Source organism: Rhodococcus aerolatus (assembly GCF_054783215.1).
Genome location: NZ_BAAGQZ010000004.1, coordinates 163,512 through 183,913, shown reverse-complemented (window position 1 = coordinate 183,913; position 20,402 = coordinate 163,512). Strand labels below are relative to the sequence as shown.

Sequence of the window (20,402 nt, the reverse complement as noted above, 5' to 3'; positions counted from 1 at the left end):
CGGGGGCGACGAGCGGGCTCCCGGCCCGCGGCCAGCGGTCAGCGGGCGAGGAGGCGTCGCACCGCGTCGGGCACGTCGGCCGCGTCGGTCACGGTCAGCGCGGGCGCCGGGCCCTCCGGGTCGAGCCGGTGCCCGGGGCGGGCGAGACGGACGCACGCCACCCCGGCCTCGACCGCCCCACGGACGTCCCGCGCCGAGGCCGCCACGTGGACGAACGGGCCCAGCCGCTCGCCCGCCCGGTCGTAGAAGACGGGGTCGGGCTTGTACGCGCGCAACGACTCCGAGGTGACGAGCAGGCCCCGGTCCACCCACGGCAGCGCGGCGGCCCGGGTGGTGGCCAGCAGGTCGTCGTCGCAGTTGGTCAGCAGCCCCACCCGCAGACCCTCCCAGGCCGCGGCCGGCAGCGCCGCCGCGTCCAGCCACAGTGGCCAGTCCACGAGGGACCCGAGCAGGCCCGCCGCGTCCGCAGCGGGGTCGCGCTCGACCCTGCGCGCGGTGTACGCGTCGGCCAGGGCACGGGCGGCGAGATCGGCGTGCGGGCACCAGGTCCGGGTGGTGCGGTGCAGCTCCTTGGTGCGCGCGTCCCAGTCGCGGGCGAGGCCGGCCGGGTCATCGACGCCGTCCAGCCCGGCCAGGTGCGCCGTGGCCCCGCGGTGGGAGTCGGTCAGGGCGCTGAGCACGTCCAGGGTGACGGTCGCCGTCACGCGTCGTCGTCCTCCGGCGGGGTCCAGCTGAGCAGCTTGACGTCCCCGACGCTGCGCAGGTGCGCGAGCATCGCCTCGGCGGCCGCGTCGGGGTCGCCGGCGACGACGGCCTCGGCCACGGCCCGGTGCTGGGCCGCGGACTGCGCCGGACGGCCGGGCTGGTCGAGCGACTCGTGCCGGGTCAGCGCGATCTCCGGCGCCAGCTCGGCCATCATCCGGGCGATGATCGGGCTGTGGGCGGCCGCGGTGATCGCGGCGTGGAAGTCGGCGTCGCCCCGCTCGGCGGGCCCGGTGTCCTCGTCGCCGGTCAGCTCGGCCAGCGCCGCCTCGATGCGGGCGACGTCCTCGGGGGTGCGGCGCTGCGCGGCGAGCCGGGCGATGGTCCCCTCCAGCGCCTCGCGGGCGTCGAGGATCGCGGGGAGGCGACGCCGGCGGTCGAGGACCTCGGCGAGGGGAGCGGGTTGCAGGCCGTCGCGCCGCAGGAACGTCCCGCCGCCGTGGCGCACCTCCACCAGCCCCTGCACCTCGAGGGCCACGATGGCCTGCCGCAGCGTGGCCCGGCTGACGCCGAGCTGCTCGGCCAGCACCCGCTCGGCGGGCAGCTTCGCACCCGCGCGCAGCCCGTTGCGGTCCGCGTGCTCGCGGAGCTTGTCCGCGAGCAGCTCGTAGAGCGGCCTTCGCTCGATCCTGCCGATCGGGGCCACCGCCCCGTCTCCTGCTGCCACCGCGGCCGCCTCCTTCCCGGTCTGTCCCATTCGTCCAGTGTCGCAACACCGTTGGCCGTCGCGCCTGCCATCTCACCCCGTTGACGGTCCGTCGACGTGTGATGTAGACCATACCGCTAGGCACTCAGTGTCCCAGTGGTCTGACCACACCGACGGCGGAGGAGGACGAGATGACCGCACCAGCGGGGGTGACGAGGGCGCAGGCCGCCCGGCGCGCGACGGTGGCGAGCGTCGTCGGCACCACGATCGAGTGGTACGACTTCTTCCTCTACGGCACGGCGGCCGCCCTGGTCTTCCCGCAGCTGTTCTTCCCGGACTTCTCCCCCGCGGCCGGTGTCCTGGCCTCGTTCTCCACCCAGTTCGTCGGCTTCGCCGCGCGGCCCATCGGCGCGGCGATCTTCGGGCACTACGGCGACCGGATCGGCCGGCGGACCACTCTCATGGTGACGCTGTTCCTCATGGCCTTCGGCACCGTGCTCATCGGTGTGCTGCCCACCTACGCCGCCATCGGGATCACCGCCCCGGTCCTGCTCGTCGTGCTGCGCACGATCCAGGGCATCGGCGTCGGCGGGGAGTGGGGCGGCTCGGTGCTGCTCAGCATGGAGTGGGGCCGCAAGTCCGGCCGGGGGTTCTCCGCCAGCTGGCCGCAGCTCGGGGTCCCGCTCGGCCTCGTGCTCTCCACCGGCGTCGTCCGGCTCACCACCGGGTTCACCGGGGCGGACGGGTTCGACAGCTACGGCTGGCGGATCCCGTTCCTGCTCTCGATCCTGCTCATCGGCGTGGGCCTCTTCGTGCGGCTGCGCGTGGTGGAGAGCCCCGAGTTCGAGGTGCTGCGCCGGGCCGGCCGCGTCACGACGGCCCCGCTGCTGGCGGTGCTGCGGCGCCACCCGAAGGAGATCGTGCTCTCCGCGCTCCTGCGGATGTCGGAGCAGGCGCCGTTCTACCTGTTCATCACCTTCGTGCTCACCTACGGCACCAAGACCCTCGGCCTGAGCCGCAACAGCCTGCTCAACGACACCCTCGTCGCCGCCGCGCTCGGCCTCGTCACCATCCCGCTGTTCGGCCGGCTCTCCGACCGGTACGGCCGCCGCCGGGTCTACGGCGTCGGCATCGCGCTCACCGCCTTGTTCGCCTTCCCCTACTTCGGCCTGCTCGGCACCCGGTCGGCGGTCGTGGTGCTCGTCGCGATCGTGCTGAGCCTGGTCATCCACGACGTGCAGTACGGCCCGCAGGCGGCGCTCATCGCGGAGAGCTTCGACGCCGACGTCCGCTACACCGGCGCGGGCCTGGGCTACCAGCTGGCCAGCGTCGTGGCCGGCGGCCCCGCCCCGCTGATCGCCGCGGCGCTGCTCACCCACTACGGCAGCTCGGTCGCCATCTCGATCTACATCATCGCCTGTGCCGCCGTCAGCGCCGTGGCCCTGCGCCTGCTGCCGAACACCGCCGAGGCCCGGTTCGCCGACGTCGCCGACCCGATGGCCGAGCCCACCGCGGACGCCTCCACCGCGACCGCGGCCCGCTAGGGACGGGACCCGTCGTTCGTCACACGAAGGACACGGTCGGGGTGTAGAACTCCCTGGTGCCACCCGACCCGGGTGGTCGTCGTGGGCCCGAGAACCGGGCTCCGAGAGGGGGTCTCGTGCGCCGAAGGTCCGGTTCGAGAGGTATGCGGGGGTTGCGGGCAGCGGCCCCGGTGGCGGTGGTCGCCGCTGCGCTGGTGCTGGCCACGTCGGGCAACGCCCTGGCCGCGAAGCCCGGCCACGGACCGGGCCCGCGCCCGCCCGGCCACGCCACCGCCTACGACGGCGGCCCCGCCCGCGCGGGCGGCGACGACGCGGGGGAGATCGCCGACCGCGCCGAGGAGTACTCCCAGGCCCGCACCGCCCCCGCCGGCTCCGTCTCGGCCGCCGCGCTGGTGAGCGCGCGCGCCCAGGCCGCGGCGCTGCCGCTGCGCGCGGGCACCTGGCAGGAGCAGACCACCGCGCCGTACCAGGCCGAGCCCGCCGGCTACACCGACCCGACGTGGTCCAACGCCGGCGCCGGGTTCGACGTCGTGGGCGGGCGCACCACCGGCCTGGCCCGCGACGGGCACGAGCTCTACGCCGGCACCGCGGGCGGCGGGGTGTGGGCGAGCAACGACGGCGGCGGGAAGTGGGCCCCGCTCACCGACTTCGCGGCCACGCTCTCCACCGGCGCGCTGGCCGTGAGTCCGTCCGACCACTCGGTGTGGATCGGCACCGGCGAGGCCAACACCAACCAGGACTCCTACCTCGGCACCGGGGTCTACAAGCTGGCCACCAACGGGGCGGGCAAGGCCCAGGGCGCACCCGTCCTCGTGGGCGGCTCCGCGCTGGTCGACCACCAGGTCTACCGGCTGCTGTTCGACGGCCCCACCGTCCTGGCCGCCACCAGCCAGGGCCTTTACCGCACCGCGGCCGACGGCTCCGGGCAGTGGACCCGGGTGCTGGCCCCCACGGCGGTGCAGACGCCGTACGTCAACCACATCACCGACGTCGCGGTGAAGCCGGGCACCGGCGGGCAGTACCTGGTGGCCGTCAACGGCTACCGCGACGGCAGCCCCGACAACGGCGTGTTCGCCAGCACCGACGGCGGCGCCACCTGGACGCGCAGCACCCCCACCGGGGCGCTCGACGGCACCGACGTCGGCCGCACCACCCTGGCCTACGGCGGCGACGGCCGGCTCTACGCGCTCATGGAGTCACCGGCCCAGCTCAAGTCCGGTGTGGACGCCGCCGGCAACGCCTCGAACCTCAAGGGCTTCTACGTCTCCCGCAGCGGCACGGCCGCCGGACCGTGGACGCTGCTGGCCGACTCGAGCAAGCTCGGCGCGTCGGGCTCGGCCCTGGGCCGCGACATCTCGCCGGGGTACAACGTGGGCGTGCAGGCCTGGTACAACCAGGCCCTCGCGGTGGACGCGACCAACCCCGACCGGGTGTACGTCAGCCTGGAGGAGGTCTTCTCCACCACCGACGGCGGCGCCACCTTCACCACCGCCAGCCCCTACTGGGACTACGGCCTGGCCTGCGGCACGGCGTGCCCCAAGACCACCCACCCCGACCAGCACGCGCTGCTGCTCTCCGACGACGGCCGCGTCGTCATCGGCAACGACGGTGGCGTCTTCTCCCGGCCCGTCACCGTCACCGGCTACGGCAGCTGGGACGACCTCAACGCCAGCCTGCACGTGCTGCAGCTCTACGACGCGAGCGCCGGTGCGTCGGGCTCGGTGTCCAACGCCCCGCAGAAGCAGCTGACCTACTGGGGCGGCGCGCAGGACAACGGCACCGCGGTGGTGCCGGGCAAGGGCCAGTCCTACGAGCCGGCCGGCGGGGACGGGTTCGACGTCATCGTCGACCCGGCGGACGCCACCCGGGCGGTGGGTGAGTACACCAACCTCACCGCGTACAGCACCACCGACGGCGGGCACAGCTTCACCACCATCAGCCCGTCGTGCGTCGGGCAGGGCATCTCGCTGCCCACCCCGCGCCCCGACTGCGACCCGAACGCCCGGTTCCAGGCCCCGATGGCCGCCAGCACGACAGACCCGAACCACTGGGTCGCGGGCGGGCGGTACGCCTGGGACACCACGGCCGGCTGGGGCACCCGGTGCGACCTGACGCGGTGCGACTGGAAGCCCGTGTTCGACCTCGGGGCCAGCAACGCGGCCACGGCCGTCGCCTCGGCCGGGTCGACCACCTACACGGCCTGGGTGGGCGGCAGCGGCAACCCGAGCCCGACGTTCAACCGCGGCATCGCCACCAACTACGGCGGCACCTGGCACCAGCTCGACGTGTCCAGCCTGCCGAACCGGTACATCGCCGGGGTCACGGTCGACCCGGCGGACGGGGCGCACGCCTACGCCGTGTTCAACGGCTACTCCCGGCGCTGGATCCCCGGCGGCGGGCAGGGCGTGGTGTTCGAGACCCGCGACGGCGGCGCCCACTGGTCCGACCTGACGGGCAACCTGCCCGACGCGCCCGGTGACGCGCTCGTCGTCCGGGGCGGGGTGCTGGTGCTGGGCACCGACGTCGGGGTGTTCGCGGCCGACGCCGCCCGGCCCGGGGTGTGGTCGCGCTACGGCTCCGGCCTGCCGAACGCCTCGACGAACAACCTGACGATCGCCCCCACCGGCGCGATCGTGGCCGCCACCCACGGCCGGGGCATCTGGACGCTCGCCCCCTGACCCGTCGTCCACCCCGCGTGTAGCGGGCTTCCTGCGCCCCCGCCACCGGGGCTCGGCGCAGGAAGCCCGCTACACGCGCGTCGGGGGGTGCTCGCGCAGCGCCGCACCCATCGCGGCCACCGCGTCGGTGAGCACCGCCGAGGGCGTCGCGTAGTTCAGCCGGGCGTGGCCGTGCCCGCCGGAGCCGAACGCGGCCCCCGAGCTCAGCGCCACCCGGGCGTGCTCGGTGAACCACGCCGCCGGGCCGCTGCGGGAGGTGACGTCACCCGGGCCGCCCTCGTCGTCACCGGCGAGCCCGACGCCCCGGCAGTCCAGCCAGGCCAGGTACGTCGCCGCCGGGGCCCGGTACCCCACCCCCGGCAGGTGCTCGGCCAGCAGCCGGCCCAGCAGGGCGCGGTGCGCGTCGAGCCCGGCCAGCAGCGCGTCGAGCCACGGCCCCCCGTCGGCGAACGCCGCGGTGTGCGCCAGCACGCCCAGGTGGCTGGGCCCGTGCGCCACCACCTCGGGCAGCCGCGCCAGGTCGGCCGCCGCTCCCGGCCCGGCGACGAGCACGGCGGCCTTGGCCCCGGCGAGGTTCCACGCCTTGGACGCCGAGTGCACGGCCATCCCGGCGTCGTCCACCGTGAGGTACGGGGTGAACGAGGCCCCGGCGAGCACGAGCGGCGCGTGGATCTCGTCGGCCACCACCCGCACGCCGTGCTCCCGGGCCAGCGCGGCCACCGCGGCGAGCTCGGCGCGGGTGTGCACGGTGCCGGTGGGGTTGTGCGGGTTGCACAGCAGCAGCGCCACCCGTCCGCCGTCGGCTCGGGCCCGGGTGAACGCCTCGCCCAGCGCGTCGAGGTCGAGGCGGTCCTCCGCGCCCAGCGGTGCCTCGAGCACGCGGCGGCCGTGGTGGGCGGGGAAGGCGAAGAACGGCGGGTAGACCGGGCTGGTCACCACCACCGTGCCGCCCGGGTCGGTGAGCAGGGCCAGGGCCTCGGCCACGCCGACCATGACGTCGGCCACGAGCGCGGTGCGGGCGACGGCCAGGTCGTCCCACCCCCACCGCTGCGCGGCGAAGGCGGCCAGCGCCTCGGGGTAGGCGTGCCCGGCGGAGTAGCCGGTGTCGCCGGAGACGGCCGCGTCGGTCAGCGCCCGCACCACCGGCTCGGCCAGCTCGACGTCCATCTCGGCGACCCACATCGGCACCACGTCGGGCGGGAACGCGCGCCACTTGGCGCTGGTCCGTCGGCGCAGGTCGGCCAGGGTGAGGGCCTCCAGCGGGTTGCCCGCCGGGCTCGGCCCCGAGGGGGTGGTCGGCATCCCGACACCGTGCCAGAGGCGTGGTCGGTGCCGCACCGGCCGGGCGCACGTACCGTGGTCCCCCGGGGGCGCGAGGTCCCCTGCGCCGAGCGCGCGCCCTGCCAGTCCCCCGGAGACCGTCGTGACCCTCCCCCGCCGCCGGACGACCCGCCAGGTCGGCACCCGCCGACGGGCGGCCCCCGTCGTCACCGCCGTCCTGGTCGGCCTGCTCGCGACCGCCTGCACCATCGGCAGCCCCACCGCGTCGCCGTCGGGCAGCGGCGGTGGCGGCACCTCCGCGGCGGCCGCCCCCACCACGACGGCGCCGCGGCCCGCGACCGTGTCCGTCACCCCCGCGCAGGGCACCCAGCAGGTCGACGTGCTCGCCCCCGTCTCGGTGACAGCCACGGGCGGCACGCTGGACTCGGTGGCCGTCACCACCGACGACGGCACCCCGCTGGCCGGGGTGATGACGCCGGACAAGCTGAGCTGGAAGCCGACCGGCCCGCTCGCGTACTCGACCACCTACACGGTGACGGCGCGCAGCACCGGGGTCGACGGCACGCAGACCACGACCACCAGCTCGTTCGACACCCTCAAGCCCAGCAACGAGACCAAGGTCTACTTCCGCACCACCGGGGGCGGGGAGATCGGCGACGGGAACACCTACGGCGTGGGCATGGTCGTCGTCGCGCACTTCGACGAGTCGGTGCCCGACAAGGCCGCCGCGCAGAAGCTGCTCTCGGTGACGACGAACCCGCCCGTGACCGGGTCGTGGAACTGGGTCTCCGACCAGGACGCGCACTGGCGGCCGGAGAGCTACTACGCACCGGGCACCACGGTGACGGCCAAGGCCGACGTGTTCGCCAAGACCGTGGGCGGCGGCATCTACGGCCAGGAGGACACCAGCGCGTCCTTCACCGTCGGGGACTCCCACGTCTCCATCGCCGACGACGACACCAAGCAGGTCCAGGTCTACGAGAACGGGGCCCTGGTGCGCACCATGCCGACCTCGATGGGCATGGGCGGCAGCGAGGTGATCAACGGGCAGACCATCTCGTTCTGGACCCAGCGCGGCACCTACACGGTGCTGGACAAGGCCAACCCGGTGATCATGGACTCGTCGACCTTCGGGCTGCCGGTCAACTCCCGGCTCGGCTACAAGGAGTCGATCAACTACGCCACCCGCATCTCCACCGACGGGGTGTACCTGCACCAGCTGGACTCGACGGTGCCCTACCAGGGCAACACCGACACCTCCCACGGCTGCCTGAACCTCAACGAGTCCAACGCGTCGTGGTTCTTCAACTTCTCGGTGCCGGGCGACGTCGTGCAGGTGAAGAACACCGGCGGGGCGCCGCTGTCGATCTACCAGAACGGCGACTGGTCCGTCCCGTGGTCCGAGTGGCTGGCCGGCTCCGCCCTGTGAGTGATCACGGCACCCCGGGTCCACAGGGCGCGCCCCCCGGTCCGGGTCCACACTGAGCCCGTGGTCCTGAGCGGGGTGGTGCGCCTGCCCCAGCGTGCCCGCGAGTCGTTCCGGGCCCGGGTCTCCGGTGACCCGACCGGAGCGCCGGACTGGGTGCGCGACATCGCCCGCGTCGGCGAGGGCCCCGGGTGGTTCGACCCCGATGGCGTCGTCTGGCGGGTGCACGGCGACCTGTCCACCCTCGTCGGCGGGGTCGCCGCGCTGACCGGGCAGGCCGCCCACCCGCTGGCCGTGCTCGGCGTGCAGCAGCACTCCACCTACCAGGAGGACCCCTGGGCGCGCCTCGCCGGCACCGCGCGCTGGCTCGTCGTCTGCACCTTCGGCTCCGAGCGCCTGGCCGAGCGGGAGTCCGCGCGGGTGCGCGGCATGCACCGCAAGGTCAGGGGCACCCACCCCGACGGCCGCACCTACGCCGCGGGCGACCCGGACCTGCTGCGCTGGGTGCACCTCGCCTTCACCGATGCGTTCCTGGCCGCGCAGCTCGCGCTGGGCCGGGACATGGGCCGCTTCGGGCCGCGCTGGGCCGACGACTACGTCCGGGAGTGGGCCCGCAGCGCCCGCGAGCTGGGTGCCACCGACCTGCCGGAGAGCCAGGACGAGCTGGCCGAGGCCCTCGCCGGCTACGCCGACGTCCTCGAGCCCGTGCCGGACGACCTGCGGGCCTTCCTCTCCGCACCGCCCGGGCTCAGCCCTCCCGAGCGGCTGTTCTACGACGGCCTCGCCGGCGGGGCGGCGCTGCTGGTGTCCCCGACGATCGCACCGCTGGCCGACGTGCGCGGGCGGGGCGGGCACGGTGTGCGCGAGCGGGCCCGGCTCGGCGTCACGCGCGCGCAGCTGCGGGTGTTCCAGCTGGCGCTGGGCGCGAGCACCAGCCCGTCGGAGCGGGCCGCGCGCTGGCGGGTCGGCACCGGACCCGCACCCGCCTGGCTGGACGAGGACTGACCCCCCGGGGCGATGATCATGGGCGTGCGGTCGTCCCGCCGGGCCCGGGAGCAGCACTGCGCCCATGATCACCACGGCGGTCGCGGTCGTGGCCGGGCCGGGCGTGCGCGCCGCGCGTACCGTCCGGGCCCGTGCCTGCTGACGACACCCTGACCCGCCGCCACGTCGACGTCCCCACCCCCGACGGTGCGGCCGACGCCTACCTCGTGGCGCCGGGCGGCGACGGCCACCACCCCGGCGTGCTGCTCTTCATGGACGCCATCGGGCTGCGGCCGCGCATCGAGGAGATGGCCGACCGCATCGCCGCCGACGGCTACACCGTGCTGGCCCCCAACCTGGTGTTTCGCGCGGGCCGCGCCCCGGTCATCCCGGACCTGGTGGCACGGCTGCAGTCCGAGGACCGGGACGCGGTGATGACCGAGCTGCGCCCGATGATGGCCGAGCTGACGCCCGAGGTCGCCGCGCGCGACACCGCCGCCTACGTCGCGTTCCTCGACGAGCAGACCGGGGGCGGGCCGATCGGCACCACGGGGTACTGCATGGGCGGGGCGCTGGCGCTGCGGGCGGCCGCGCAGCTGCCCGGGCGCGTGGTGGCCGCGGCCAGCTTCCACGGCGGCAACCTCGCCCCCGAGGACGGCAGCGGCCCCGACCGGGTGGTGCCGCAGGTCCGCGCCGAGGTCTACGCCGGGCACGCCGACCACGACCACTCCATGCCGCCGGAGCAGGTGGCCCGGTTCTCGTCCGCGCTGGCCGAGGCGGGGGTGCGCTTCACCGCCGAGGTGTACGAGGGTGCCGCGCACGGGTACACGATGAGCGACATGGCGGTGCACGACGCGGCCGCCGAGGCGCGGCACTGGGACGCCCTGCTGGGCCTGCTGCACCGCACCCTCCCGGCCGGCTGAGGCCGTGCGCCGCCGGGCCGCCCTCGCCGCGGTGGTGCTCGCCGGGGCCGCGGCATGCTCCGGGGCCGCGCCCACCCCGGCCGGGCCCCCGACGACGCGCGAGGACTTCACCCGCGCCCTGCTGACCTGGGACACGCTGCCCCGCGGCTACTTCGTCACCACCGACGACACCTTCGTCCGCACCACCGGGCCCGCGGCGCGGCAAGGCCTGCTCGACGGCTTCGAGGTGCCCGTCGGCCCGTCGGCGCCGGCCGAGCCGCCCCGCTGCGACACCACCACCGGGTTCGACCAGCCCGACCCGGTGGCGCTGGTCGTCGCACTCGACCGCACCACGCAGCTCGTCCTCGTCCAGGGCGCGGGGCCCGCCGGGGTGGACCTCGCCGCGCTGGGCCGCGCCGTGGCCGCCTGCCCGACGTCGGCCTACGGCCCGCTGACCGTCGACAGCGCGGTGCTGCCCGCCCCGGACGTGGCCGCGGACGCCACGCTCGCGCTGCGCTTCGACATCGCGCGGCGCGGTCAGGGGGACCAGCGCTCGCGCCGGGCCACGCAGGTGATGGCCTGGGCCGACGTCGGGCCCGTCGTGGTCGGGGTCTACGTCGTCGCGCGGGGACGCGACGTCGACCCCGCGGTGGTGGCCGACGCGCTGCGCGCCGCGGTGGCCCGGGCCCGCGGCGTCACCGGCTGACGCGGGACGTCAGGCCAGTTCGCGGACCACCCGCGCGGGGTTGCCCACGACGAGCACGCCGGCGGGCACGTCCCGGGTGACGACGGACCCGGCCCCGACCACCGCGTCGGCCCCGATGCTGACCCCCGGCAGCACGACCACGCCGCCGCCGAGCCAGGCGCCGTCCCCCACGGCGACCGGGGCGGAGCCCTCCCAGCCGTCCCGGCGTCGGGCGGCGTCGAGCGGGTGGGTGGCGGTGAGCAGCTGCACGCCCGGGCCGACCTGCACGTGGTCGCCGACCGTGATGCGGCCGACGTCGAGCAGCACCACGCCCCAGTTGATGAACGTGTGCGCGCCGAGGTGGACGTTGTAGCCGTAGTCGCAGCGCAGGCTGGGACGCACGGTGGTGCCCTCGCCGACCGAGCCCAGCAGCTCGGCGAGCAGGGCGCTGCGCACGTCGGGCTCGGGCTCGTCGTTGAAGCGGCGGGTCAGGTCGGCGGCGCGGCGGCCGTCGTGGTGCAGCTCGGGGTCGTCGGCCCGGTACTCGAGGCCGGCGAGCATCCGCTCCTTCATCTCACCCACGGCGCCGGCCCGGGGACGGCGCGGACCGGGCCACCGGGCGTGCGGGCTGTGAACGCAACCTCGCCTCCTGGCTGCAGTAATCACACACGGGCGAGCGGGGCGAGCACCTCGTCGCCGACGCGGCGGACCCAGCCCGGCAGGTCGGCCGTCGCCGAGCCGACCCAGAGGGTGGTCACCCCGAGCTCGGCGTAGCCCTGGGCGAGCGCCAGGAACGCGGCCGGGTCGGCCAGCGGGTCGGCCCCGGTGATGACGGTGCGCCGGATCTCCGCGGGGTCGCGGCCCACGTCGGCGCAGTGCCCGTCGAGCACCTCGAGCTTGTGCCGGACGACGTCGGTGCCGGCGTCGAACAGGTTGCAGGCGTCGGCGTGCTCGGCGACGAGGCGCAGCGTCTTGCGCTCGCCCATGCCGCCGACGAGGACGGGGGGACCGCCGGCCTGTCGCGGCGCGGGCCGGCACAGCGTCTCCGCCAGCTGGTAGTGCTCGCCGTCGAAGGCGCCGTCGTCGTCGGACCACATCTGCCGGCAGATGCGTAGGGTCTCCTCGAGCCGGGCGAACCGCTCGGCCACCGGGGGGAAGGGCACGCCGAGGCCGAGGTGCTCGCGCTCGTACCAGGCGGCCCCGATGCCGAGCAGCGCCCGCCCCCGCGAGAGCACGTCCAGGGTGGCGACCGTCTTGGCCAGCAGCCCGGGGTGGCGGTAGGTCACCCCGGTGACGAGCAGGCCCAGCTCGATGCGCTCGGTCTGCCCGGCCAGGAACCCCAGCGCGGTGTAGCCGTCGAGCATGGGGTCGCTCGCCGGGGCCTGGGACTCCATCTGGAACCAGTGGTCCATCAGCGTCAGGGTGCGGAACCCGGCCTCGTCCGCGGCCCGGGCCGTGTCGGCGAGCCCGGAGGCGATCTCGTCGCCGAAGGGGGTGAAGTCCGAGACGTGCAGCGCGAGGTCCATGCGCCCATCCTGCCCCCGCGGGTCGGCCCGCGGGCGTCCCCGGTCAGCCCCGCGTGGTGGTCTCGTCGCCCCCGCCGTCGACGACCTCCCGGGCGACGTCGAGGAGCCGGCGGCGCGAGTGGCGCGCCCGGCCGCGGAGCACCTCGAACGCCTCCTCCGTCCCCGTGCCGCGCCGCTCGGCCAGCACCCCCTTGGCCTGCTCGATGACGACCCGGCTGCGCAGGGCGGTCTGCAGCTGCTCGCCCAGCGTCTCGTGGCGCACGGCCACCCGGTGGTGCAGCACCCCGATGGTGGCGACGTCGGCCAGCGCCTGCGCCACGGCGAGGTCGCCGGGCCGCACCGGCTGCTCCGCCTGCTGCAGCAGGGTCAGCCCGCCGATCACCTGGTCGCGCAGCCGCAGGGGCAGGGCGTGCACCGCGCGGACCCCGTCGGCGGCGGCCCGGGCGGCGAGCTCGGGCCAGCTCGACGCGGACGCCGCCACGTCGGGCACCGCGACCGCCCGGCCGGTGGCGATGGCGTCGAGCGACGGCCCGCGGCCCGCGGCCACCTGCACCCGCTCGAGGTCGTGGGCCGCGGCCGAGGTGGTCGCCACGATGCTGGCCCCGCCGCGCTGGTCGACCAGCAGCAGCCCCGCGGCGGTGACGCCGAGCAGGTCGACGCAGTCCTCGAGCAGCTGCTGGAGCAGCTCCGCCACGTCGTAGTCGTCGACGAGGGTGTCCGCGGCGCGGACGAAGGCCGCCAGCAGCTGCGGCTCGCGGGGGCTGGTCATGTCGTCTCCGGGGTCGGGGCAGGCGGGGTCTGGTCGGGCGGGGTCGGGTCGGGCGGGGTCGGGTCGGGCGGGGTCGGGTCGGGCGGGGTCGGGTCGGGCGGGGTGTCGGGGCGGAAGCGGACGCGGTGGGCGACGACGTCGCGGGCGAGGTCGCCGAGCGGGCGGCCCTCGGCGTAGGCCCGGGCGCGCAGCCGCACGTAGGCCTGCGCGGCGGAGCAGTCCAGCTGGACCAGCACCACCCCGGTGGCCTGGTGGACCTCGTGGTCGTCGTCCACTCCGTGCGGCCACACCGCCCGGGCGGGGTCCTGCGGCACGCCGTCGACGTGCTCGGCCGTGGCGAGCAGCAGCGTCGTGGTGACCATCTCCGCGGCCTCGACGGCGTCGGCGAACGCGAGCCGGTCGAGCGGCTCCCGGGAGTCGCGGTAGAGGTCGAGCACGCCCAGCCGGATGGCGCCGAGCTGCAGCGGCAGCGAGCACAGGCTGCCGCCGAGCTCGGCCGCGGCGGAGAGCGCCGGCCAGCGCGCGGGCACGTCCCGGGCCAGGTCGGCCACGAGCACCGGCCCGCCGCGCTCGTGGGCCTCCACCGCCGGGCCCACCCCCGCGGTCACCTGCTGCTCCTCGACCCTGGCGACCACGTCGTCGGTCGTCGCGGCGACCGAGGCGCCGGCGCCGGTGGCAGGTCCGGAGTCAGGACCGGCGTCAGGGCCGGCGGCAGGGGCGGTGACGATGACGATCGCGGCCCGGTCGACGCCCAGCGTGGTGAGGCACGCGTCGCACAGCAGCTGCGGGGTGGGCGGGCCGACGCCGGCCAGCGCGTCGTGGAAGAGGTCCCGCACGCCGCGTGGGGTGTCGGGCCCCGGGGAGGGGTCGGCCACCGTGCCTCCGTCGTCGCTGCGTCGAGCCGGACGTGCTCGGGAGCGTGGTGGGCCCGGGTGCGCACGACGACGACGGCGCGGGGTGCGCGCGGGTGCGGTCGGGGCACGGGGATCTCCAGGGGCTCGCGGATCGAGCCGTGGCGGACGAGGTCCTGGTGCGCGACGACGGTGTGCGGCCCCCACGGGGCGGCACAGCGTGATCATGCCACCCGCGCGGGCCCCGGTGGGCCACCCGCTGCGTCCCCGGCGCGGGACGGGCGGCGCGGGTGCAGACTGGGGCGGTGCTGCTGCGAGAGCTGACCGGCCGGACCCTGCGCGCCGAGCGACGGGCGCAGGCCCGCAGCCTGCGCAGCGTGGCCGACGACGCCGGCGTCTCGATGGGCTACCTCTCGGAGGTGGAGCGGGGGGTCAAGGAGCCGTCCTCGGAGGTGCTGGCCGCGGTGTGCCGCGCGCTCGACCTCGAGCTGGCCGACCTGCTCGGCGGCGTGCTGGTGCAGCTGCGACCCGTGCCCGCGGTGGTGGCGGCCCCCGCCCCGTCGCCCCTCGCCGCCCCGCGGCCCCACGAGGGGCTCGTGCGCGCCGCCTGACTCCCCGCGTCAGGCCTCGTGGCGCCCGGTCGGCTGCTCGTGGCGGCCCGGGTGGGTCTCGGGCGTGCCCGCGTGCGCCCCGGTGCGGCTGTCCTGCCACGCCTCGGCGCCCGCGAGCAGCGCGGTGAGCACGCCGAAGCCGGCCGAGAGCGCCACGCCGTACTCGAACGACCGGGCGAAGTCGCCCCGGGTGCTGGCCAGCTGGCCGTAGAACACCGAGCCGACGACGGCGATGCCGAGCGCCGTGCCGGTGCGCTGGAAGACCTGGTAGACGGCCCCGGCCGAGCCGCCCTCGGCCACCGGCACCTCGGAGACCGCGCGGGTCTGGTTGGCCGGCAGCACCAGGCCGTTGCCGAAGCCGGCGATCGCCAGCGGCAGGGCCATCCACCAGCCGACCATGGGCCCGGACTCGATGCGCACGGCGACGATGGCCAGCGCGAGGCCCAGGGAGAACAGCAGCGCCCCGGTCGCCACCAGGCCGATGGGGTGCTTCGGCCCGAGCTTGCCGGAGAGCCGGGAGCCGGGGATGGTCGCGGCCGCGAAGGCCGTCACGGTCAGCCCGGCCTGCCACGCCGCGTAGCCCTGGCCGGCCTGCAGGTAGACGGTGAGGACGAAGAAGATCGAGGTGAAGGCCCCGAAGTAGAGCAGGCCGGTGAGCGAGCCGAAGCTGAAGCTGCGCAGCGAGAACAGCCGCAGGTCGACCACCGGCGCGTCACCCCGCGAGACCACGCGGCGCTCCCAGAGCACGAACAGCACGAGGAAGACGACGGCGACGACGTAGAGCGGGTAGCGCACCGAGCCGGACCACTCGCGCTGCTCCACCAGCGGCAGCAGCAGCGAGACCACGCCGATGCCGAGCAGCACCGAGCCCACCGGGTCGAGCTGGGGGCGCGCCCCGGACCCGCGGTTGCTGGTCACCCCGGCCTGGGTGAGCAGCTTCGCGGCGAACGGGATGGCGACCAGGCCGATGGGCAGGTTGACGAAGAACACCGCCCGCCAGCCGAGGTCGGTGCCGAACGCGGCGATGAGGCCGCCGCCCAGCAGCGGGCCGACGGCGGTGGACACCCCGGCGACGGCGCCGAAGTAGCCGAACGCCTGGCCCCGCTCCGCGCCGCGGAACAGCTCCTGGATGATCCCGGTGACCTGCGGGGTGAGGAACCCGGCGAACACGCCCTGCAGCAGCCGGAACACGATGATCGCCAGCGGTGACCAGGCGAGCCCGCACGCGACGCTGGCGGCGACGAACCCGGTGATCCCGATGAGGAACATCGTCCGCCGCGAGTACGCGTCACCCAGCCGGCCGGCGGGGACGAGCACCAGGCCGAAGGTGACGGCGTAGCCGGAGAGCACCCACTGCAGGTCCGACGCGGATGCCCCCAGGCCCTCCTGCATCGAGGGCAGGGCGACGTTGACGATGCTGACGTCGAGCAGGGCCATGAAGATCGCGCCGAGGCAGACGACGAGCGCCCGCCAGCGCATCGGGTTCTGCCCCTCGGCGTGGTCCTCGGCCCCACCTCCCGGGGTGCGGTCGTCGTTGCTGGTCCGGGGGTCCGACGTGGTGCTCACGACCGACATCGTCCGGCACGGGGGGTCGCCCGGCAGCACGAGGGTTCCGTTACCTCACGAAACGGGCGAGGTCAGGCGTGGTGGGCACGGTCAGGAGCCGGCCACGCGCACGGTGTAGGCGGTCAGGCCCTCGGGCACGCCCTTGACCGCGCGCCAGTCGAAGCGGTGGTCCGCCGCGGCGTCGGTGGTGTCGAGGTCGAGGCGGTCCAGCGCGGCCGCGGAGACCAGCAGCTCGCCGTCCCCGGCCTCCTGGCAGAGCCGGGCGGCGACGTTGACGTCGACCCCCAGGTAGTCCCCGCCGAGGGTCCGCGGCCGGCCCAGGTGCAGCCCGGCGCGGGCCAGCGGGCGGTAGCCCTCGACCTCGATCGCGGCGAGCGCGGCCCACGCGTCGGTGACGGCCGCGACCCCCAGCGACGGGGCGGGCAGCACCGCCATGAGCCCGTCACCGAGCCGCTTGACCACGGTGCCGCGGTGCTCGCGCACGGGCGTCTCCCACGCGGTGGCGACCTCGCGGAGCAGCCGCAGCGCGGCCTCATCGCCGGCGCGGGCGGCCCAGGCGGAGAACTCGACGAGGTCGGTGAAGAGGATCGTGACCTCGTCGCCGGCCCCGTCGCGGCGCAGCCGCCGCGACGCGGTCTGCCACACCTGCAGCGCGGCCAGGCCGGCCTCGCGGGAGGCGCGCTGCTCGTCGCCGTAGAGCCGGTCGGCCACCCGGGCCACGACGCCCGCGCTGTCGCGGCCCGCCATCGACAGCGGGTCGCCGAACTCGGGGTCCCCGGGCAGGGCGCGACGCAGCCGGCGGGCCGCGGCGACCCAGCGGTCGTCGAGGTCGGCCTCGCGCGCCCGCCGCCGGGCACGGCCGAGCGCCGCGCGGACCCTGTCCACGCGGCGCTCGGGGTGGTTCTGCTCCAGGCTCACCGGGGGAACCGTAACGGGGCCGGTGACGGTCGCCCGCCGGCCCGGTGGTGCGGGCCCGGGTCGGTGCGCTAGTCGACCTGCGCGGTGAGGCCGGCGGCCTCGATGCCGGCCACGGCGGCGGCCTCGTCGTGGTCGGAGGTGTCCCCGGTGACCCCGACGGCCCCGAGCAGCGCACCCTCGGCGTCGCGGACCAGCACGCCCCCGGGCACGGGCACCAGCGAGCCGCCCACGGCCGCGGTGACGGCGGAGACGAAGTACGCCTGCTGCTCGGCGCGGGCCATGATCGAGCGCGAGCCCATGCCGAGCGAGAGCGCGCCGTGCGCCTTGCCGGTGGCGATCGCGACCCGGCCGATCGACGCCCCGTCCTCCCGCTCCAGGGCGACGACGTGGCCGCCCGGGTCGAGCACGACGACGGTCAGCGGCTTGAGGCCCTGCTCGCGCCCGCTCTGCCGGGTGGCGGCGATGACGGTGCGGGCGGTCTCGAGGTCGAGGGTGCTCACGCGGCGGTCTCCTTCTTCTCGGCCCTGCGGCGGTGCAGGATCGGCTCGGTGTAGCCCGACGGCTGGGTGAGGCCCTCGAAGACGAGGTCGTGCGCGGCCTGGAAGGCCTGCCCGTCGAAGGCCGGGGCCATGGGCGTGTAGCCCGCGTCGCCGCCGTTCTGCTCGTCGACCACGGCGGCCATGCGGCGCAGCGTCTCCTCGACCTGGTCGGCGGTGACGACGCCGTGGTGCATCCAGTTGGCCACGTGCTGGGCGGAGATGCGGCAGGTGGCGCGGTCCTCCATGAGCTTCTCGCCGGTGATGTCGGGGACCTTGGAGCAGCCGATGCCGGCGTCGACCCAACGCACCACGTAGCCCAGCAGGCTCTGCAGGTTGTTCTGGATCTCGTCCTGCCGGTCGTCGTCGGACCAGTCGGCCGGGGCGCCGAGCGGCACCCGCAGCAGGTCCCCGCGGTCGCGGCGACGCCCCCCGGCGGCGAGCTCCTCCTGCCGGGCCCGCACGTCGACCTGGTGGTAGTGCAGCGCGTGGACCGTGGCGGCGGTGGGCGAGGGCACCCAGGCGCAGCTCGCGCCCGCCCTCGGGTGGCCCACCTTGGCCTCGAGCATGGCGGCCATGCTGTCCGGCGCGGCCCACATGCCCTTGCCGATCTGGGCGCGGCCGAGCAGCCCGCACTCCAGGCCGATGTCGACGTTGAGGTCCTCGTAGGCGCCGATCCAGGTCTCGGACTTCATGTCGTTCTTGCGGACGACGGGCCCGGCCTGCATCGAGGTGTGGATCTCGTCGCCGGTGCGGTCGAGGAAGCCGGTGTTGATGAAGGCGAGGCGCTCGCGGGCCTCGGCGATGCAGGCCTTGAGGTTGAGCGTGGTGCGCCGCTCCTCGTCCATGATGCCGACCTTGATGGTCAGCCGGGGCAGGCCCAGGAGCTCCTCGACGCGGCCGAACAGGTCGACGGCGAGGGCGACCTCCTCGGGGCCGTGCATCTTGGGCTTGACCACGTACATCGAGCCCTGGGTGGAGTTGGTCAGCGTCGACTCCCCGCGCAGGCCCGGCACGCTCCCCAGTGCGGTCATGACGGCGTCGAGCACGCCCTCGGGCACCTCGGCGCCGGAGGGGTCGAGCACCGCGTCGGTGGTCATGAGGTGACCGACCTGGCGGATGAACAGCAGCGAGCGGCCCTTGCGGGTGACCTCCTCGCCGGACACCGTCGTGTAGGTGCGGTCGGGGTTCATCGACCGGGTGAAGGTCTTCCCGCCCTTGGTGACCTCCTCGGCGAGGGTGCCGTCCATGAGGTGCTTCCAGTTGCGGTAGCCGAGCACCTTGTCCTCGGCGTCCACGGCGGCGACGGAGTCCTCGAGGTCCATGATCGTCGACACGGCCGACTCGAGGAGCAGGTCCTTGACCCCGGCGCGGTCGGTGGAGCCGATCGGGTCCTCGGCGTCGACCTGGATCTCGACGTGCAGGTGGTGGTGGACCAGCAGGACGCCCTCGGGGTGCTCGCGGTCGCCGCGGAAGCCGACGAGCTGCGCGGGGTCGGCGAGCCGGACCGTCGCGCCGTCGACGGTGACGGCCACGCCCTCGTCGTCCACGGCGTACGCGGTCGCGTCGGCGTGCGAGCCGGACGCCAGCGGGAAGTGCTCGTCGAGGAAGGCGCGGCCGCGGCGGATGACCTCGTCGCCGCGGGTGCGGTTGTAGCTGTCCCCGGGGGCCAGGTCCCCGTCGGTGGGCACGACGTCGGTGCCGTAGAGCGCGTCGTAGAGCGAGCCCCAGCGGGCGTTGACGGCGTTGGTGGCGAAACGGGCGTTGAGCAGCGGGACGACGAGCTGCGGGCCGGCGATCTCGGCGACCTCGGGGTCGACGCCAGAAGTGGTCACGGCGACGTCGGCGGGCTCGTCGAGCAGGTAGCCCAGCTCGCGCAGGACGTCGGTGTACTTCTCGGCGTCCGGCGTGCCGGGGTTGGTCCGGTGCCAGTCGTCCAGGGCGGCCTGGATCTCCTCGCGGCGGGCCAGCAGCGCGGCGTTGCGGGGGCCGAGGTCCGCGATGATCGAGGCCAGGCCGTCCCAGAAGGCGCCCGGCTCGATGCCGGTGCCCGGCAGGGCCTCCTGCTCGACGAACCGGTGCAGCTCCTCGGCGACGCTGAGCCCGCCGACCTCGACACGCTTGCCCATGCCACTCCTCCGTGCTGTTTCACATCGTGAAATAAAAAATACTGATAGTGGAATTCTCGTGCTTCCCCCGGTGTGGTGTCAACTGTCACACCCGCCGGCCGGGGGCGCCACGGGTGATCACGGGGACGGGCGCACGACCGCGCCGCCGACCCGTCCGGCCGACGGGTCTAGCTGAGCAGGCTCGCGACCGAGGCCGCGCTGAAGGTCAGCCCGAGCCGGCCGTCCGCGGTGCGGACCACCACGTCCCCGGCCGGGCCGAGCTCGGCGGTCGCGTCGGCGGTACCGAAGGGGTCGTCCACCGCGAGGTACCGCCCACCGACGGGCACGCCGCCCTGCACGGCGAGCACCCGCACCTGCTTCAGCCCGGGGACGACCAGCAGCTCGGGCCGTTCCCACCGCTCGACGCAGACGCCGGAGCCCGTCGGCGCGAGGCACACCGAGAACGTCCGCTGCTCGGCCAGCCGGGTGCCCCCCACCACGGTCCGCGCGCCCACGACGACCACGAGCGCCGCGAGGACACCGAGCACCAGTCCGACCACCGCGCCGCGCACCGGCCGATCGTCGCACCCCGGTCGCACCGGTGGGGGC

General features: G+C 75.5%; 19 protein-coding genes. 7 read left to right on the top strand and 12 right to left on the bottom strand.

Annotated elements, in window-relative coordinates:
- Positions 1-38: 38 nt before the first annotated feature.
- Both ACYVOF_RS02510 and ACYVOF_RS02505 read right to left on the bottom strand, forming a co-directional pair.
- On the bottom strand, positions 39-704 hold the full coding sequence (locus ACYVOF_RS02510) for an HAD family hydrolase (RefSeq protein ID WP_460863931.1): 666 nt from the start codon (positions 702-704) through the stop codon (positions 39-41).
- Complete coding sequence (locus ACYVOF_RS02505) at positions 701-1,459, bottom strand: FadR/GntR family transcriptional regulator (RefSeq protein WP_460863930.1); 759 nt, start codon at positions 1,457-1,459, stop codon at positions 701-703. The genes ACYVOF_RS02510 and ACYVOF_RS02505 overlap by 4 nt, the downstream gene beginning before the upstream one ends.
- Positions 1,460-1,599: 140 nt before the next feature.
- Between ACYVOF_RS02505 and ACYVOF_RS02500 the strand changes: the two genes are divergently transcribed.
- Positions 1,600-2,952, top strand: a complete 1,353-nt coding sequence (locus ACYVOF_RS02500; protein WP_460863929.1) for an MFS transporter — start codon at positions 1,600-1,602, stop codon at positions 2,950-2,952.
- A gap of 170 nt (positions 2,953-3,122) precedes the next feature.
- On the top strand, positions 3,123-5,630 hold the full coding sequence (locus ACYVOF_RS02495) for a hypothetical protein (protein ID WP_460863928.1): 2,508 nt from the start codon (positions 3,123-3,125) through the stop codon (positions 5,628-5,630).
- A gap of 69 nt (positions 5,631-5,699) precedes the next feature.
- Here ACYVOF_RS02495 and ACYVOF_RS02490 read toward each other — a convergent pair whose 3' ends face one another.
- Positions 5,700-6,932 (bottom strand): MalY/PatB family protein, encoded by a 1,233-nt coding sequence (locus ACYVOF_RS02490; protein WP_460863927.1) that lies wholly within the window; start codon positions 6,930-6,932, stop codon positions 5,700-5,702.
- 121 nt (positions 6,933-7,053) lie between these two features.
- Between ACYVOF_RS02490 and ACYVOF_RS02485 the strand changes: the two genes are divergently transcribed.
- The 4 genes from ACYVOF_RS02485 to ACYVOF_RS02470 all read left to right on the top strand — a co-directional run bounded on the left by ACYVOF_RS02485 (position 7,054) and on the right by ACYVOF_RS02470 (position 10,929).
- Positions 7,054-8,340 carry a L,D-transpeptidase gene (locus tag ACYVOF_RS02485; protein WP_460863926.1) on the top strand — a complete coding sequence of 429 codons (1,287 nt, stop codon included), beginning with the start codon at positions 7,054-7,056 and terminating at the stop codon, positions 8,338-8,340.
- A 60-nt stretch (positions 8,341-8,400) separates the two neighbouring features.
- Positions 8,401-9,342 carry an oxygenase MpaB family protein gene (locus ACYVOF_RS02480; RefSeq protein ID WP_460863925.1) on the top strand — a complete coding sequence of 314 codons (942 nt, stop codon included), beginning with the start codon at positions 8,401-8,403 and terminating at the stop codon, positions 9,340-9,342.
- A gap of 131 nt (positions 9,343-9,473) precedes the next feature.
- On the top strand, positions 9,474-10,244 hold the full coding sequence (locus ACYVOF_RS02475; protein ID WP_460863924.1) for a dienelactone hydrolase family protein: 771 nt from the start codon (positions 9,474-9,476) through the stop codon (positions 10,242-10,244).
- A gap of 4 nt (positions 10,245-10,248) precedes the next feature.
- Positions 10,249-10,929, top strand: coding sequence for a hypothetical protein (locus ACYVOF_RS02470; protein ID WP_460863923.1), 681 nt, complete (start codon positions 10,249-10,251; stop codon positions 10,927-10,929).
- Positions 10,930-10,938: 9 nt separating this feature from the next.
- Here ACYVOF_RS02470 and ACYVOF_RS02465 read toward each other — a convergent pair whose 3' ends face one another.
- From ACYVOF_RS02465 to ACYVOF_RS02450, 4 genes are all read right to left on the bottom strand, one after another.
- Positions 10,939-11,481, bottom strand: coding sequence for a sugar O-acetyltransferase (locus ACYVOF_RS02465; protein WP_460864093.1), 543 nt, complete (start codon positions 11,479-11,481; stop codon positions 10,939-10,941).
- Positions 11,482-11,570: 89 nt separating this feature from the next.
- Complete coding sequence (locus tag ACYVOF_RS02460) at positions 11,571-12,434, bottom strand: LLM class F420-dependent oxidoreductase (protein ID WP_460863922.1); 864 nt, start codon at positions 12,432-12,434, stop codon at positions 11,571-11,573.
- Positions 12,435-12,477: 43 nt separating this feature from the next.
- On the bottom strand, positions 12,478-13,203 hold the full coding sequence (locus ACYVOF_RS02455) for a GAF and ANTAR domain-containing protein (RefSeq protein WP_460863921.1): 726 nt from the start codon (positions 13,201-13,203) through the stop codon (positions 12,478-12,480).
- The gene (locus tag ACYVOF_RS02450) at positions 13,200-14,039 is read right to left on the bottom strand and encodes an ANTAR domain-containing protein (protein WP_460863920.1); all 840 of its coding nucleotides are present in this window, start codon (positions 14,037-14,039) and stop codon (positions 13,200-13,202) included. The genes ACYVOF_RS02455 and ACYVOF_RS02450 overlap by 4 nt, the downstream gene beginning before the upstream one ends.
- A gap of 320 nt (positions 14,040-14,359) precedes the next feature.
- Here ACYVOF_RS02450 and ACYVOF_RS02445 point away from each other — a divergent pair, with 320 nt between their 5' ends.
- A complete protein-coding gene (locus tag ACYVOF_RS02445; RefSeq protein WP_460863919.1) occupies positions 14,360-14,665 on the top strand; it encodes a helix-turn-helix domain-containing protein in 306 nt (101 codons plus the stop codon).
- A gap of 9 nt (positions 14,666-14,674) precedes the next feature.
- Here ACYVOF_RS02445 and ACYVOF_RS02440 read toward each other — a convergent pair whose 3' ends face one another.
- The 5 genes from ACYVOF_RS02440 to ACYVOF_RS02420 form a co-directional block, all read right to left on the bottom strand.
- Positions 14,675-16,231 carry an MFS transporter gene (locus tag ACYVOF_RS02440; RefSeq protein WP_460863918.1) on the bottom strand — a complete coding sequence of 519 codons (1,557 nt, stop codon included), beginning with the start codon at positions 16,229-16,231 and terminating at the stop codon, positions 14,675-14,677.
- Between the two features lie 90 nt (positions 16,232-16,321).
- Positions 16,322-17,149 (bottom strand): adenylate/guanylate cyclase domain-containing protein, encoded by an 828-nt coding sequence (locus tag ACYVOF_RS02435; RefSeq protein WP_460863917.1) that lies wholly within the window; start codon positions 17,147-17,149, stop codon positions 16,322-16,324.
- Positions 17,150-17,217: 68 nt separating this feature from the next.
- Positions 17,218-17,649: a GlcG/HbpS family heme-binding protein gene (locus ACYVOF_RS02430; protein ID WP_460863916.1), complete on the bottom strand. Its 432-nt coding sequence runs from the start codon at positions 17,647-17,649 to the stop codon at positions 17,218-17,220.
- On the bottom strand, positions 17,646-19,814 hold the full coding sequence (locus ACYVOF_RS02425) for a malate synthase G (RefSeq protein WP_460863915.1): 2,169 nt from the start codon (positions 19,812-19,814) through the stop codon (positions 17,646-17,648). The genes ACYVOF_RS02430 and ACYVOF_RS02425 overlap by 4 nt, the downstream gene beginning before the upstream one ends.
- Before the next feature lie 167 nt (positions 19,815-19,981).
- Complete coding sequence (locus ACYVOF_RS02420) at positions 19,982-20,365, bottom strand: hypothetical protein (protein ID WP_460863914.1); 384 nt, start codon at positions 20,363-20,365, stop codon at positions 19,982-19,984.
- Between the last annotated feature and the right edge of the window lie 37 nt (positions 20,366-20,402).